Origin of the sequence: Streptomyces sp. NPDC085900 (genome assembly GCF_044540925.1) — a bacterium.
In the GTDB taxonomy this organism is placed as follows: Bacteria; Actinomycetota; Actinomycetes; order Streptomycetales; family Streptomycetaceae; genus Streptomyces; species Streptomyces gilvifuscus.
This window is the reverse complement of the sequence record NZ_JBITSP010000013.1, coordinates 109,388-122,827: the sequence shown is the minus strand read 5'-3', so window position 1 is coordinate 122,827 and position 13,440 is coordinate 109,388. Positions and strand designations below refer to the sequence as shown.

Genomic DNA, 13,440 nt, shown 5'->3' with positions numbered 1-13,440 from the left:
CGTCCTCTCAGACACGGAAAGGGAAGCCGTACGTGTGCACCGCGACGTTCTCGCGGCCCTCGGTGTCGCCTGCGGCGTCGGCGGCGCGGCCGCGCTCCTCGTACCTGCGGACGAGGGCGTGCATCTCCTTGGCCAGTGCGGCCAGTTCCTCCGGGGTGAGCTTGAGCAGCCACTCGGAGGACTCGTGGGCCGTGGCCCAGGCGGCGCTCCAATGGGCGCGCTCGTCGAGGAAGCGGCGGTACATGTCGGCGCGCTGCTCGAAGAAGAGGCGGCTGGCCGCGGTGTGCGCGGCGGCCTTCTCGGGGGCGTCGCGGAAGTCCTCGTCGCGGACGCTGACGCCGTCGGAGGCGGGCTGCCACCAGCGCTCCCTGCCGTCCGCGCTCTGGGTCTCGGCCCCCTCGATGAGGCCGTGCTCGGCGAGCTTGCGCAGGTGGTAGCTGACCAGGGAGACGGCCTCGTCCACCTGTTCGGCCAGTTGGGACGCCGTCGCCACGCGCGCGATGGTCAGGCCCCGGTACAGCTGCATCCGCAGCGGGTGGGCGAGCGCCTTGAGGGTGCCCACGTCCTGGATCCGGCGGTCTCTCTCCCTGTCTGCCATGCGCCCACCCTAGAAAGGAAAGGAAAATTGCACAACGAATTTTGCGCAACTTCTCTTTCGCATCTGGCCATGAGTAAGCCCCGATCACCTGGTGACCGGGGCTTACACGCCGCCGTGATCGGCGCTCACGCGCCGTCTTCCGGGGCCTCACCGCACGGGGTGCCCCGCCTCCTTCAGCGTCTGCTTCACCTCGCCGATCCGCAGATCGCCGAAGTGGAAGACCGACGCGGCCAGGACCGCGTCCGCGCCCGCCGCGATGGCCGGCGGGAAGTCGGACAGCTTGCCGGCGCCGCCCGAGGCGATCAGCGGGACCGTGACGTGCTTGCGGACCGCGGCGATCATCTCCAGGTCGTAGCCGTCCTTGGTGCCGTCCGCGTCCATCGAGTTCAGCAGGATCTCGCCGGCGCCCAGCTCGGCCGCCCGGTGCGCCCACTCGACGGCGTCGATGCCGGTGCCGCGCCGGCCGCCGTGGGTGGTGACCTCGAAGGTGCCCTCCGGCGTGCGGCGCGCGTCCACCGACAGCACCAGCACCTGCCGGCCGAACCGCTCGGCGATCTCCCGGATGAGGTCGGGACGGGCGATGGCAGCCGTGTTGACGCCCACCTTGTCGGCGCCGGCGCGCAGCAGCTTGTCCACGTCCTCGGCGGTGCGCACGCCGCCGCCCACGGTCAGCGGGATGAAGACCTGCTCGGCCGTGCGGCGCACCACGTCGTACGTCGTATCGCGGTTTCCGGACGACGCGGTGATGTCCAGGAACGTCAGCTCGTCGGCGCCCTCGGCGTCGTACACCTTGGCCATCTCGACCGGGTCGCCCGCGTCGCGCAGGTTCTGGAAGTTGACGCCCTTGACGACCCGGCCGTTGTCCACGTCCAGGCAGGGGATGACTCGGACCGCCAGGGTCATGAGGTTGCTCCTCGGAACGCCTCCACCTCGACCTCGACGACCAGGCTGGGGTCCACGAAACCGGAGACGATGATCATCGAAGCGGCGGGCCGGACGTCGTCGAACAGCTCCTTGTGTGCGCGCCCGACGTCTTCCACATCCCGGGCATGCGTGATGTACATGCGCGTACGCACGACGTCCTCACGGCCGAGACCCACCTGCCCCAGCGCCGCCAGGGCGACGTTGAAGGCGTTGATCGCCTGCTCGTACGGGCCGCCCCCGGCGATCTCGCCGTCCACTATGGACGTGCAGCCCGAGACCAGCACCAAGCCGTTCGGCAGCTCCACCGCACGGGAGTAGCCGAACGTGTCCTCCCAGGGGGCACCGGTCGCAACCCGGCGTACATCGCTCACTTGGCTACCGCCTCCAAGGCCTCTTCCAGGGTGAACGCCTTCGCGTACAGGGCCTTCCCGACGATGGAGCCCTCGACACCGAGGGGCACCAGTTCGGCGATGGCGCGCAGGTCGTCGAGCGACGACACGCCGCCGGACGCCACGACCGGGCGGTCCGTCGCGGCGCAGACGTTCCTCAGCAGTTCCAGGTTCGGGCCCTGCAGCGTGCCGTCCTTGGCGATGTCGGTCACGACGTACCGCGCGCAGCCCTCCTTGTTGAGGCGCTCCAGCGTCTCGTAGAGGTCGCCGCCGTCGCGGGTCCAGCCGCGGCCGCGCAGGGTCGTACCGCGGACGTCCAGGCCCACCGCGATCTTGTCGCCGTGCTCGGCGATGACCTTGGCGACCCACTCCGGGGTCTCCAGGGCGGCCGTGCCGAGGTTGACCCGGGTGCAGCCGGTGGCGAGCGCGGCGGCGAGGGTGTCGTCGTCGCGGATGCCGCCGGACAGCTCCACCTTGATGTCCATCGCCTTCGTCACCTCGGCGATCAGCGCGCGGTTGTCGCCGGTGCCGAAGGCGGCGTCCAGGTCGACCAGGTGCAGCCACTCGGCGCCCGACCGCTGCCAGGCGAGGGCGGCCTCCAGCGGGGAGCCGTACGAGGTCTCCGTGCCGGACTCGCCGTGGACGAGGCGGACGGCCTGGCCGTCGCGCACATCGACGGCGGGGAGGAGTTCGAGCTTGCTCACAGTGTTCCGATCCAGTTGGTGAGGAGCTGGGCTCCGGCGTCGCCGGACTTCTCGGGGTGGAACTGGGTGGCCCACAGAGCGCCGTTCTCGACGGCGGCCACGAAGGGCTTGCCGTGCGTGGACCAGGTCACTTTGGGGGTGTGCATGGTCGGGTTGTGCGTCTCCAGCGCCCAGTCGTGAACGGCGTAGGAGTGCACGAAGTAGAAGCGGGCGTCCGCGTCCAGGCCGGCGAACAGCTCGGAGTCGGCCGGCGTCTCGACGGTGTTCCAGCCCATGTGCGGCACGATCTCGGCCTGCAGCGGCTCGACGGAGCCGGGCCACTCGTCGAGGCCCTCGGTCTCCACGCCGTGCTCGATGCCGCGCGCGAAGAGGATCTGCATGCCGACGCAGATGCCCATCACCGGGCGCCCGCCGGACAGCCGGCGGTCGATGATCCAGTCGCCGCGGGCCTCCTTCAGGCCCTTCATGCAGGCGGCGAAGGCGCCGACGCCGGGCACCAGCAGGCCGTCGGCGTTCATGGCCCGGTCGAAGTCACGCGTTATCTCGACGTCGGCTCCCGCGCGCGCGAGGGCGCGCTCGGCGGAGCGGACGTTGCCGAAGCCGTAGTCGAAGACCACGACCTTTTTGGGTGCGCTCAATTCCACACCTCCAGCCTCATGATCCCCGCGACCAGGCACATCGCGGCGCCGATCGACAGCAGCACGACGAGCTGCTTGGGCATGCCCTGCTTGACGAAGGAGATGATGCCGCCGACCAGGAAGAGGCCGACGACGATCAGGAGGGTCGACAGGCCGTTCACAGCGCGCCCTTCGTGGAGGGGAGGATGCCGGCCGCGCGCGGGTCGCGCTCGGAGGCGTATCGCAGGGCCCGTGCCAGCGCCTTGAACTGGCACTCCACGATGTGGTGCGCGTTCCGACCGTACGGCACGTGCACGTGCAGCGCGATCTGGGCCTGGGCCACGAAGGACTCCAGGATGTGCCGGGTCATGGTGGTGTCGTACTCGCCGATCATCGGCGCCATGTTCTCGGGCTCGGTGTGCACGAGGTAGGGGCGGCCGGAGAGGTCGACGGTGACCTGGGCGAGGGACTCGTCCAGCGGGACCGTGCAGTTGCCGAAGCGGTAGATGCCCACCTTGTCGCCGAGCGCCTGCTTGAAGGCGGCGCCGAGCGCGAGGGCGGTGTCCTCGATGGTGTGGTGGGAGTCGATGTGCAGGTCGCCCTCGGTCTTCACGGTGAGGTCGAACAGACCGTGCCGGCCGAGCTGGTCGAGCATGTGGTCGTAGAACCCGACGCCCGTCGACACGTCGACCTTGCCGGACCCGTCGAGGTCGATCTCGACGAGCACCGAGGTTTCCTTGGTGACTCGCTCCACGCGTCCCACGCGGCTCATGAGCTCTGCTCCTTCTTCATCGCACGTACCGCGTCGAGGAACGCGTCGTTCTCCGCCGGGGTTCCCGCGGACACCCGCAGCCACCCCGGAATGCCGTTGTCGCGGACCAGCACACCCCGGTCGAGGATCCGCTGCCAGGCCGCGTGGGAGTCCTCGAACCGCCCGAACTGCACGAAGTTGGCGTCGGACTCCACGACCTCGTAGCCGGCCGCGCGCAGCTCGTCGACCAGCCGGTCCCGCTCCGCCTTCAGCTGCTCGACGTACTTCAGCAGCGTGCCGGTGTGCTCCAGGGCGGCCAGGGCGGTCGCCTGGGTGACCGCGGACAGGTGGTAGGGCAGCCGTACGAGCTGGACGGCGTCCACGACCGCCGGGTGCGCGGCGAGGTAGCCGAGGCGCAGGCCCGCCGCGCCGAAGGCCTTCGACATCGTCCGGGAGACGACCAGGTTCGGCCGGCCCTCGATGAGCGGCAGCAGCGAGCGGCCGTGGCTGAACTCGATGTACGCCTCGTCCACGATCACCATCGACGGCTTGGCCGCCTGCGCGGCCTCGTACAGCGCGAGGACCGTCTCGGGCGGGACCGCGTTGCCGGTGGGGTTGTTGGGGGTGGTGACGAAGACGACGTCCGGCCGGTGCTCGGCGATGGCCTTCTCCGCCGCCGCGAGGTCGATGGTGAAGTCCTCGTTGCGGGGACCGGAGATCCAGCCGGTGCCGGTGCCGCGCGCGATGAGCGAGTGCATCGAGTACGACGGCTCGAAGCCGATCGCCGTGCGGCCCGGTCCGCCGAAGGTCTGCAGCAGCTGCTGGATGACCTCGTTGGAGCCGTTGGCCGCCCACACGTTGGCCGGGCCGACCTCGTGACCGGAGGTGTCCGTCAGGTACTTGGCGAGCTGGGTGCGCAGCTCCACCGCGTCCCGGTCCGGGTAGCGGTTGAGGTTGCGGGCGGCCTCACGGACGCGCTCGGCGATGCGCTCGACCAGCGGCTCGGGCAGCGGGTAGGGGTTCTCGTTGGTGTTCAGCCGTACGGGGACGTCCAACTGGGGCGCGCCGTAAGGGGACTTGCCGCGCAGCTCGTCCCGTACGGGAAGATCGTCGATGCCGGTCACTTGCTCTCGGGTACCTTCCAGCCGAACCGTGCCTTGATCGCCGCGCCGTGTGCCGGGAGGTCCTCCGCCTCCGCCAGCGTGACCACGTGGTGCGCGACCTCGGCCAGCGCGTCCTCGGTGTAGTCCACGATGTGGATGCCGCGCAGGAAGGACTGCACGGACAGGCCGGAGGAGTGGCAGGCGCAACCGCCGGTCGGCAGCACGTGGTTGGAGCCGGCCGCGTAGTCGCCGAGCGAGACCGGGGCCCAGGGGCCGATGAAGATCGCGCCCGCGTTCTTCACCCGGTCGGCCACCGCGGTGGCGTCGGCCGTCTGGATCTCCAGGTGCTCGGCGCCGTAGGCGTCGACCACCCGCAGGCCCTCGTCGACGCCGTCGACGAGCACGATCGCGGACTGACGGCCCGCGAGCGCCGGGCGGATGCGGTCCTCGATGTGCTTGGTGGCGGCGACCTGGGGCTCCAGCTCCTTCTCGACGGCGTCCGCGAGCGCGAGGGAGTCGGTGACGAGGACGGCGGCGGCGAGCGGGTCGTGCTCGGCCTGGCTGATCAGGTCGGAGGCGACGTGCACCGGGTCGGCCGTGTCGTCGGCGAGGATCGCGATCTCGGTCGGGCCGGCCTCGGCGTCTATGCCGATCCGGCCGGTGAAGTAGCGCTTGGCGGCGGCGACCCAGATGTTGCCGGGGCCGGTGACCATGTTGGCGGGCGGGCAGGACTCGGTGCCGTGCGCGAACATCGCGACCGCGGTGGCGCCGCCGGCGGCGTAGACCTCGTCGACGCCGAGCAGCGCGCAGGCGGCGAGGATCGTCGGGTGCGGCAGGCCGCCGAACTCGGCCTGCGCCGGGGAGGCGAGGGCGATCGACTCGACGCCGGCCTCCTGGGCCGGGACGGCGTTCATGATCACGGAGGACGGGTAGACCGACCGGCCGCCCGGCGCGTACAGGCCGACGCGCTCGACCGGCACCCACTTCTCGGTCACCGAGCCGCCGGGCACGACCTGGGTCGTGCGGGACGTGCGGCGCTGCTCGCGGTGGACGATGCGGGCACGCCGGATGGACTCCTCCAGAGCCGCGCGCACGGCCGGGTCGAGTTCGTCCAGGGCCTTCGCCAGGGCCTCGGCGGGCACCCGCACCTGCTCGAGCCGGACGCCGTCGAACTTCTCGGCGAAGTCGATCAGCGCCGCGTCGCCCCGATGATGCACGGCCTCGCAGATCGGACGCACCTTCTCCAAGGCGGCCTGAACGTCGAAGTCGGCTCGGGGCAGCAGGTCGCGCAGGGCGGGGCCCTCGGGAAGGGCGTCGCCGCGCAGATCGATTCGGGAGATCACGGGGTCAATTCTCTCAGACCCGGGTCAGCCGTCGTCCGCGCGTATCAATGGCTGATACAGAACCACCGCTTCGCCTCGCACGGCACAGTACGTCCAGTGATTCGGGTGTGACGCAACGGGCATGAACAGTTGTGCGAACACGGGACTGGAGGAGCTGTGACCGAGGGGGCCGGCATCCACGCCGGAGACCTGCCGGACGACCTGACCGCGGCCGAGGCCGGCATGTGGCAGGCCTTCCGCAACGGCAGTACGTACGACCTCAGCAGCGGCGACGCGGCCGTCGACGATCCGCACGGCGGCCACCGCTGGGGACCGGAGCGGACCGTGCGGGCACGCATCGTGGCCTGGCTGCTGCTGGACGGCCCGCCCGCGCTCGCGGGCCGCGTCTCCGCGCTGAAGCTGCGCGGGGTGCAGGTCAGCGGCACCCTGGAGCTCTCCGGCGGCGTCGTGGTGCCGTACGTGGAGATGCGCGGCTGCCGGTTCGAGCGGGAGCTGCTGGTGCCGGAGGCCCGCTTCACCACCGTGCGGCTGGTGGACTGCTCGGTGCCGCGTCTGGAGGCGGCCCGGGTGCACACCGAGGGCGATCTGCACCTGCCGCGCTGCCGGTTCCCGGGCGGCGTACGGCTCACCGACGCCCACATCGGCACCGACCTGATGCTCAACCAGGCGATCGTCCATCCCGACCGCGCCGGCCGCTCGATCGCAGCGGACGGCATGACCGTCGGCCAGGACCTGCAGGCCGAGCTGTTGGAGGCGGAGGGCGAGCTGAGCCTGCGCAGCGCCAAGGTGGGCGTCAGCCTGAGCCTGCGCGGCGCCCGGCTGAGCAACCCGTACGGCCGGCACGCGCTGAACGCGCCCCAGCTGACCGTCGGGCGCACCCTGTACCTGACCCCGGCGGGCGTCGGCGCGTCGACGCCGAGCGGGGCGACGCCGGCGCGCGGGACCCGGATCCAGCGGTTCGAGTGCCGGGGCGGGGTGCGGCTGGACGACGGGCGGTTCGGGGACGCCGTCGACCTGGAGCGGGCGCGGTTCGCGTTCACCGACGACCAGGAGCTGTCGCTGCGCCGGGTGCAGACGCCGGAGCTGCGTTTCCTCGGCGAGCGGCCGCAGCGCGGCAAGGTCGCCCTGTCGGGGGCGCGGGTGGTCAACCTCGTCGACCGGGCGAGCGCCTGGCCGGGCCCGGGCAACCTGCACATGGGCGGTTTCCAGTACGAGAACCTCGTACCGCTGGGGCCCTTCCCGCTGGCGGAGCGGCTGGACTGGGTGGCCGCGGCGACCGCCGAGTACAACCCGGAGCCGTACGAGCGCCTGGCCGCCGTGCTGCGGGCCGGCGGCGAGGACGAGGACGCCCGCGAGGTGCTGCTGGCCAAGCAGCGCCGGCGCCGCGAGAGCCTGCCGCTCGCCGCGAAGCTGTGGGGGTACGCGCAGGACTGGACGGTGGCCTACGGGTACCGGCCGGGGCGGGCCGCGGTGTGGATGGCGGTGCTGTGGGCGGCAGGCTCACTGGCCTTCGCGCACGCGAGCCATCCGCCGCTGCAGCCCGGGTCGGCGCATCCGCCGTGGAACCCGGCCCTGTTCGCCCTGGACCTGCTGCTGCCGGTCATCGACCTGGGCCAGGTCGGCGTCTGGCAGCTCAGCGGCGGCTGGCAGTGGCTGGCCGCGGTCATGGTCCTGCTGGGCTGGGTGCTGGCGACGACGGTGGCCGCCGGGGCGACGCGCATGCTGCGCCGCAACTGATCATCACAAGGCCTGCACACATCGGCCATTTGTTCAACATTCGACCTTTACCGGCTCTTGACCGCCCGGCGTACAACTTTCCGTGAGTTGTCCCCTCCGGCTGGCGCACGCCTGACCTGCGGCCTTTCAATGGTCGACACCATGGCACTGCTGCACCCGTTCAACCGCGCGGCCCGGACCGCCCGCTCCGCGCCGCGCCACCGCTCCGCGCCGCCCGCGGACGCCCCCGGGCTGCCCGCCGACGACGAGGTGCTCCTCGACGCGCCCGACGACCGCCTCGGACCGACGCTCGTCGCGGCGGCGGACGGCGAGTACGCCCCCGTCTCCGCACTGCTCGCGGCGACCCGCGCGCGTGCCGAGTGGGAGTACCGCGACCGGTACGCCAGACGGCTGTCGGCCTTCGCCCGGGCCCGGGTCGAGTGGCTGGAGCGGTGGTACGCGGACGCGCCGCAGGACCCGGACGTGCTGCTGCTGCGGGCCCAGCTCGCGGTGGACCGCGCCTGGGACTCCCCGGCCCGCGCCGAGTTGCTGCGCGAGGTGAGCTCCCTGGTCACGGCCGCCGCGCGGGCCACCGACCGCGACCCGGTGCCCTGGCGGATCGCGCTGGACCACGCCCGCGGCACGGGCGCCGGCCACAAGTACTTCGGCGAGCTGTGGGAGGCGGCGCTGCGCCGCGCCCCGCACCACTACGGCTGCCATGTGGCCGCCCTGCGCTATCTGGCCACCTCCTGGCAGGGCTCGTACCGCGAGTGCTTCGACTTCGCCGACCGGGCCGCGCAGGACGCCCCCGACGACTCGCTCCTCCAGGCGCTGCCCTCGCGGGCGGCCCTCGCGTGCTTCACCGGTGGCGCCGGCCCGGCTGTGCCGCGGGAGCGGCTGCACGCGTCCGCCGACCGGGCGATCGCGTTCTCGGCCCGCTTCCCGGCGGCCACGCCGTGGCCTGCCGAGATCCGCAACAAGCTGACGTACGTCCTCGTCGGCCTGGAGCGCTGGCAGGACGCCCTCGGCCAGTTGCGGCTCATCGGCCCGTACGCCACGTCCTTCCCCTGGGGCCAGCTGTCGGAGGACCCGCTGGCCCTGTTCCTGAAGGTGCGCGCCGACGTCGTCGGCCGGTGCCGGGCGGGGGCCGGCCCGGTGCCGCGCGATCCACGAAGTGAGCGCGGCGGACGCGTCGGCTCCGGCGACCATTAGGCTCTTGCGCCGTGACCACCGTCCGTCTTCCGCTCTTCCCCCTGAACTCGGTGCTGTTCCCCGGGCTGGTACTGCCGCTCAACGTCTTCGAGGAGCGCTATCGCGCCATGATGCGTGAGCTGCTGAAGACCCCCGAGGAGGAGTCGCGCCGGTTCGCCGTCGTGGCGATCCGCGACGGCCACGAGGTGGCGCCGAGCGCCCCCGGCATGCCGGATCCCACGTCCGTGCCCGACCTCGGCCCGGCCGCCGGCTTCGGCGCCGACCCGGCGATCTCCTTCCACGACGTGGGCTGCGTGGCGGACGCCGCGACGATCCGGGAACGGGAGGACGGCACCTTCGAGGTGCTGGCCACCGGGACGTCCCGGGTACGGCTGCTCTCGGTGGACGCCTCGGGCCCGTTCCTCACGGCCGAGCTGGAGGGGCTCGAAGAGGAGCAGGGCGAGGAGGCGGGCGCGCTCGCGGAGGGCGTGCTGCGGGCCTTCCGCCAGTACCAGAAGCGGCTGGCGGGCGCGCGCGAACGCTCCCTGTCGACCGGCGCGGAACTCCCGGACGAGCCCTCCGTGGTCTCCTACCTGGTCGCGGCGGCGATGATGCTGGACACCCCCACCAAGCAGCGGCTGCTCCAGGCCCCGGACACCGCGTCCCGGCTGCGCGACGAACTGAAACTCCTTCGCTCCGAGACGGCCATCATCCGTAATCTGCCGTCACTGCCGGCCGCGGACCTGACCCGCGGCCGTACGAGCCTCAACTGACGTCACTGCGAAGGCCGGGATGGCGAAGAAGTCGAAGAAGCAACAGCAGGGCGGCACGCCCGCGACGGTGGCCCTGACCGCCGCGGGCGTCGCGTTCACGGTCCACGCCTACGACCACGATCCCTCCCACCCGTCCTACGGCGAGGAGGCCGCGGAGGCGATGGGCGTCTCCCCCGACCGCGTCTTCAAGACGCTGGTGGCCGACGTGGACGGGACCCTGACGGTGGCGGTGGTCCCGGTGGCGGGCAGCCTGGACCTCAAGGCGCTGGCCTCCGCGGTGGGCGGCAAACGGGCGGCCATGGCGGACCCGGCCCTCGCCGAACGCACCACCGGCTACGTCCGGGGCGGCATCTCCCCGCTCGGCCAGCGCAAGAGGCTGCCCACGGTCCTGGACTCCTCCGCCTCCGCCCACGGCACGATCTGCGTGTCGGCGGGGCGCCGCGGCCTGGAGGTCGAACTCTCCCCCGAGGACCTGGCGAGGCTCACCGACGCGGTGGTGGCCCCCGTCGGGCGTGCGTGACCCCTCGACGGCCGTCCCCCGCTCGGTTAAGAACGAGGGACATGTCGAAGAAAACCCGCAAACGCAAGTGGCGCGTCAAGAAGGGCCGCTCCAACCACGGCCACCGTCCGGCGTAAGTCCCTACGGCAGCGGGGTCCCGCGCTTCTACGACAGCGGGGCCCCGTACGGATCCTTCGGGAGGGGACCCTGCTGGTACGGCTCCGGGTCCCGGGGCCCGAACAGCGCGGTCAGGCCGAGGTGCACGATCAGCCCGGCCAGCGGCCAGGTCAGCAGCGCCCCCTTGGCACCCAGCTTGAGCGGCGCCGAGAACGTCACACCCTTGCCCACCTGCCGGGCGTGGGCGATGACGTCCTGCTCGGGGCCGAGCCAGACGCCGAGCCGCCAGGCCAGCAGGGACGCGAGCAGTCCCCCGACACCCAGGGCCACGACCAGCGGCACTCCGCCGCGCCGGCGCCACAGGAAGACGGCCAGGGCGCTGACGACGCCGAAGGCGAGCGCGAGCAGCGTGAACGTTCCGTCCACCCCGATGGCCTGCTCCCCCTCGCTGTCCGCGAGGTAGACCACCCAGCTCTTGTCGACGACGTCGCCGACCAGCGGCACGTGCGGCGCCAGCCACCACCACAGCAGCCCGAGCAGCACCCCGCCGAGCGCCACCGCCACCGTGACGACGGCGGCCTCGCGCACTTCCGTCTTCATTCCGGGCCCGTCCTGTCCGTACGTACCGTGCCAGGCGGCGTCATGCGGCGCGGGAGCCGAATGCCCGGCAGCCGGGGGCTGCCACGCGTTCTGCGCGGACTGTTCATGCGGCGGTGGAGGCGGCGTCAACGGTGCGGTCACCCTGACATCGTGCCAGGCCCGCCTGTGCGGCGCGTCACCGGACGGCCGCCCGGCGGTACGCCCAGGTGGCCGCGGCCAGCGAAGCGACGCCCACGCCCGCGCACACGGCGAGGTCACCGGCCACGAACGCCCAGTCGGGATGCGGCCCGAAGGTCCGCGCGAAGGCCTCGACGCCGTACGTCGACGGCAGCAGGTCCCGCGTGAACCGCACGGCCTCCGGCATCCGGTCGGCCGGCAGCACCCCCAGCAGCAGGGCGGCCGACATCCCCAGCTGGCCCAGCAGCGTGGCCAGTTCGGGGCGCGGCGCGAGCAGCCCGAGGGCCGCGCCCAGTCCGGACAGGGCGGCGCCCGCGAGCGGGATCACCGCCGCCAGCACCCACAGATGCGACAGCGGCAGCCCGAACAGCACCCCGCCGAAGACGGCGGTCACCACGGTCCCGGGCACCGTGAAGGAGGCGTAGGCGCCCGCCGCCCCGAGCACGACCGCCGCGGGCGGCACCGGCAGCGTCGCGTAGTGGTCGAGCCCGCCGCTGCCCCGCAGCTGCCCGAAGTACTGCGCGAGCAGGTTCAGCCCGACGTAGGCGACGACCAGCACCGACGACCCGGCGACCACGAACCGGGCGTCGTGGCCGCCCGCGTCCACGACCCCGCGCATCATGACCAGGATGCCGACCGACTGGAAGGTCGCCACGAACAGCAGCGGAATCCGCGCGACCCGGGCCCGCGACAGCTGCGCCCGGTAGACGGCGACGAGCGACGGCCACATCCGCGCGCGCGGACCGAGCTCGGCGGCCCCGCGCGCGGCGTCGTCCTCGTCGGCGACGGAGCCGGTCAGAATCTCGGCGGGTACGACACTCACGACGAGCTGCGCTCCTTCCCTGCGGCGCGCACGCCGTCCCCCACGGACGCGCTCTCTCGTACCTGTACGGACACGGTCTGTCTCCCGCTCACGCCTTCACCAGCCCTCGGGCGGCGCCGCCCAGCGCCAGGTACACGTCCTCCAGGCTGGGCGTCGCGAGCGTGAAGTCGTCCAGGGCGGCGAAGGCGGCCCCGCCGGTGACGGTGGCGACGGCCGCGCGGGCCTCCTCGGGCGCGAGCCGCAGCGTCCAGCGCCGCCCGGCCTCGACGGCCCGCTCGCGCAGCGCGGCGACCTCCGGGACGTGCAGCGGCGCCGTCTCGCGCCAGACCAGCTCGACCCGGACCTCGTCGGCGACCTGTTCCTTCAGCCCGGCGGGGGTGTCGCAGGCGATCACCCGCCCCTGGTCGAGCACGGCGACCCGGTCCAGGACCGTCTCCGCCTCGATGACGTTGTGGGTGACCAGCAGCACGGTCGTCCCGCGCTCGGCCCGCCGCCGGTCCACGGCCGCCCATACGGCCCGCCGCGCGACGGGGTCCATCCCGGTGGTCGGCTCGTCCAGCACCAGCAGCGGCCGCTCGCCGACCAGCGCGGCGGCGAAGCACGCCAGCCGGCGCTGCCCGCCGGACAGCTTCTTCAGGGCCCGCCCGGCGATGCCGGTGAGCCCGAGCTCCTCCAGGACGGCGTCCCGTTCGGCCCGGGCCCGCCGTGCCTCCAGGCCGCGCAGCCGCCCGGTCGTCTCGGCGGCCAGCGACACCGTCAGCTCGTCGAGGGCGGTCGACTCCTGGCCGAGGTAGGCGAGGATCCGGGAGGCCCGCTCGGGATGCCGCACGATGTCGTGCCCGAGGATCTCGACACTGCCCGCGTCGGGCCGCATCAGCCCGGTCAGCTGCCGCACCAGGGTGGACTTGCCGGCCCCGTTCGGCCCGAGCAGTCCGAAGATCTCACCGCGGCGCACGTCCAGGCGCACGTCGTCGGTGGCCCGCACCGCGGGCGCGCCGGGGACGCCCCTGCGTCCTCGGACGGCCGGATAGGTCTTGGTCAGCCCGCGCACCGCGCACACGACATCGCCACCGTGCCGATGTGCCTGTGCCGCGCGCGTACTCACAAAGGACGAG

At 72.7% G+C, this 13,440-nt stretch carries 16 protein-coding genes; 4 read left to right on the top strand and 12 right to left on the bottom strand.

From position 1 onward, the window contains the following. Positions 1-7 precede the first annotated feature (7 nt). From ACIGDI_RS35500 to hisD, 9 genes are all read right to left on the bottom strand, one after another. Positions 8-598, bottom strand: coding sequence for an ArsR/SmtB family transcription factor (locus tag ACIGDI_RS35500; RefSeq protein WP_399905579.1), 591 nt, complete (start codon positions 596-598; stop codon positions 8-10). Positions 599-745: 147 nt separating this feature from the next. Continuing rightward, entirely contained in the window at positions 746-1,501 is a 756-nt protein-coding gene (hisF, locus tag ACIGDI_RS35495; protein WP_399905576.1) for an imidazole glycerol phosphate synthase subunit HisF, read from the bottom strand. Further along, positions 1,498-1,893, bottom strand: a complete 396-nt coding sequence (locus tag ACIGDI_RS35490; protein WP_399905573.1) for a RidA family protein — start codon at positions 1,891-1,893, stop codon at positions 1,498-1,500. The genes hisF and ACIGDI_RS35490 overlap by 4 nt, the downstream gene beginning before the upstream one ends. After that, positions 1,890-2,615: a bifunctional 1-(5-phosphoribosyl)-5-((5-phosphoribosylamino)methylideneamino)imidazole-4-carboxamide isomerase/phosphoribosylanthranilate isomerase PriA gene (priA, locus tag ACIGDI_RS35485; protein ID WP_200701129.1), complete on the bottom strand. Its 726-nt coding sequence runs from the start codon at positions 2,613-2,615 to the stop codon at positions 1,890-1,892. The genes ACIGDI_RS35490 and priA overlap by 4 nt, the downstream gene beginning before the upstream one ends. Next, positions 2,612-3,253 carry an imidazole glycerol phosphate synthase subunit HisH gene (hisH, locus tag ACIGDI_RS35480; RefSeq protein WP_399905569.1) on the bottom strand — a complete coding sequence of 214 codons (642 nt, stop codon included), beginning with the start codon at positions 3,251-3,253 and terminating at the stop codon, positions 2,612-2,614. The genes priA and hisH overlap by 4 nt, the downstream gene beginning before the upstream one ends. After that, positions 3,250-3,414, bottom strand: a complete 165-nt coding sequence (locus ACIGDI_RS35475) for a hypothetical protein (RefSeq protein ID WP_058925873.1) — start codon at positions 3,412-3,414, stop codon at positions 3,250-3,252. The genes hisH and ACIGDI_RS35475 overlap by 4 nt, the downstream gene beginning before the upstream one ends. Beyond that, positions 3,411-4,004, bottom strand: a complete 594-nt coding sequence (hisB, locus tag ACIGDI_RS35470) for an imidazoleglycerol-phosphate dehydratase HisB (RefSeq protein ID WP_030932889.1) — start codon at positions 4,002-4,004, stop codon at positions 3,411-3,413. The genes ACIGDI_RS35475 and hisB overlap by 4 nt, the downstream gene beginning before the upstream one ends. Further along, positions 4,001-5,107, bottom strand: a complete 1,107-nt coding sequence (locus ACIGDI_RS35465) for a histidinol-phosphate transaminase (RefSeq protein ID WP_399905566.1) — start codon at positions 5,105-5,107, stop codon at positions 4,001-4,003. The genes hisB and ACIGDI_RS35465 overlap by 4 nt, the downstream gene beginning before the upstream one ends. Further along, positions 5,104-6,429 carry a histidinol dehydrogenase gene (gene hisD / locus ACIGDI_RS35460; protein ID WP_399905563.1) on the bottom strand — a complete coding sequence of 442 codons (1,326 nt, stop codon included), beginning with the start codon at positions 6,427-6,429 and terminating at the stop codon, positions 5,104-5,106. The genes ACIGDI_RS35465 and hisD overlap by 4 nt, the downstream gene beginning before the upstream one ends. A gap of 156 nt (positions 6,430-6,585) precedes the next feature. Between hisD and ACIGDI_RS35455 the strand changes: the two genes are divergently transcribed. The 4 genes from ACIGDI_RS35455 to ybaK all read left to right on the top strand — a co-directional run bounded on the left by ACIGDI_RS35455 (position 6,586) and on the right by ybaK (position 10,629). After that, positions 6,586-8,166, top strand: a complete 1,581-nt coding sequence (locus tag ACIGDI_RS35455; RefSeq protein ID WP_399905560.1) for an oxidoreductase — start codon at positions 6,586-6,588, stop codon at positions 8,164-8,166. Between the two features lie 129 nt (positions 8,167-8,295). Further along, complete coding sequence (locus tag ACIGDI_RS35450; protein ID WP_399905557.1) at positions 8,296-9,357, top strand: hypothetical protein; 1,062 nt, start codon at positions 8,296-8,298, stop codon at positions 9,355-9,357. Between the two features lie 11 nt (positions 9,358-9,368). After that, positions 9,369-10,109, top strand: coding sequence for an LON peptidase substrate-binding domain-containing protein (locus ACIGDI_RS35445; RefSeq protein ID WP_390629293.1), 741 nt, complete (start codon positions 9,369-9,371; stop codon positions 10,107-10,109). Positions 10,110-10,128: 19 nt separating this feature from the next. Further along, positions 10,129-10,629 carry a Cys-tRNA(Pro) deacylase gene (gene ybaK / locus ACIGDI_RS35440; RefSeq protein ID WP_399905554.1) on the top strand — a complete coding sequence of 167 codons (501 nt, stop codon included), beginning with the start codon at positions 10,129-10,131 and terminating at the stop codon, positions 10,627-10,629. A 144-nt stretch (positions 10,630-10,773) separates the two neighbouring features. Here the strand turns inward: ybaK and ACIGDI_RS35435 are convergent, their stop codons facing one another. The 3 genes from ACIGDI_RS35435 to ACIGDI_RS35425 all read right to left on the bottom strand — a co-directional run bounded on the left by ACIGDI_RS35435 (position 10,774) and on the right by ACIGDI_RS35425 (position 13,430). Beyond that, entirely contained in the window at positions 10,774-11,466 is a 693-nt protein-coding gene (locus ACIGDI_RS35435) for an AAA family ATPase (protein WP_399905551.1), read from the bottom strand. A gap of 34 nt (positions 11,467-11,500) precedes the next feature. Next, complete coding sequence (locus ACIGDI_RS35430; protein WP_399905548.1) at positions 11,501-12,325, bottom strand: ABC transporter permease; 825 nt, start codon at positions 12,323-12,325, stop codon at positions 11,501-11,503. 88 nt (positions 12,326-12,413) lie between these two features. Next, the gene (locus tag ACIGDI_RS35425) at positions 12,414-13,430 is read right to left on the bottom strand and encodes an ABC transporter ATP-binding protein (protein ID WP_200701118.1); all 1,017 of its coding nucleotides are present in this window, start codon (positions 13,428-13,430) and stop codon (positions 12,414-12,416) included. Between the last annotated feature and the right edge of the window lie 10 nt (positions 13,431-13,440).

Bases quoted from the DNA above. Each gene is read 5' to 3' on its own strand.
- ACIGDI_RS35500 (WP_399905579.1), bottom strand. From the start codon at position 598: ATGGCAGACAGGGAGAGAGACCGCCGGATCCAGGACGTGGGCACCCTC.
- hisF (WP_399905576.1), bottom strand. From the start codon at position 1,501: ATGACCCTGGCGGTCCGAGTCATCCCCTGCCTGGACGTGGACAACGGC.
- hisB (WP_030932889.1), bottom strand. From the start codon at position 4,004: ATGAGCCGCGTGGGACGCGTGGAGCGAGTCACCAAGGAAACCTCGGTG.
- ACIGDI_RS35450 (WP_399905557.1), top strand. From the start codon at position 8,296: ATGGTCGACACCATGGCACTGCTGCACCCGTTCAACCGCGCGGCCCGG.
- ybaK (WP_399905554.1), top strand. From the start codon at position 10,129: ATGGCGAAGAAGTCGAAGAAGCAACAGCAGGGCGGCACGCCCGCGACG.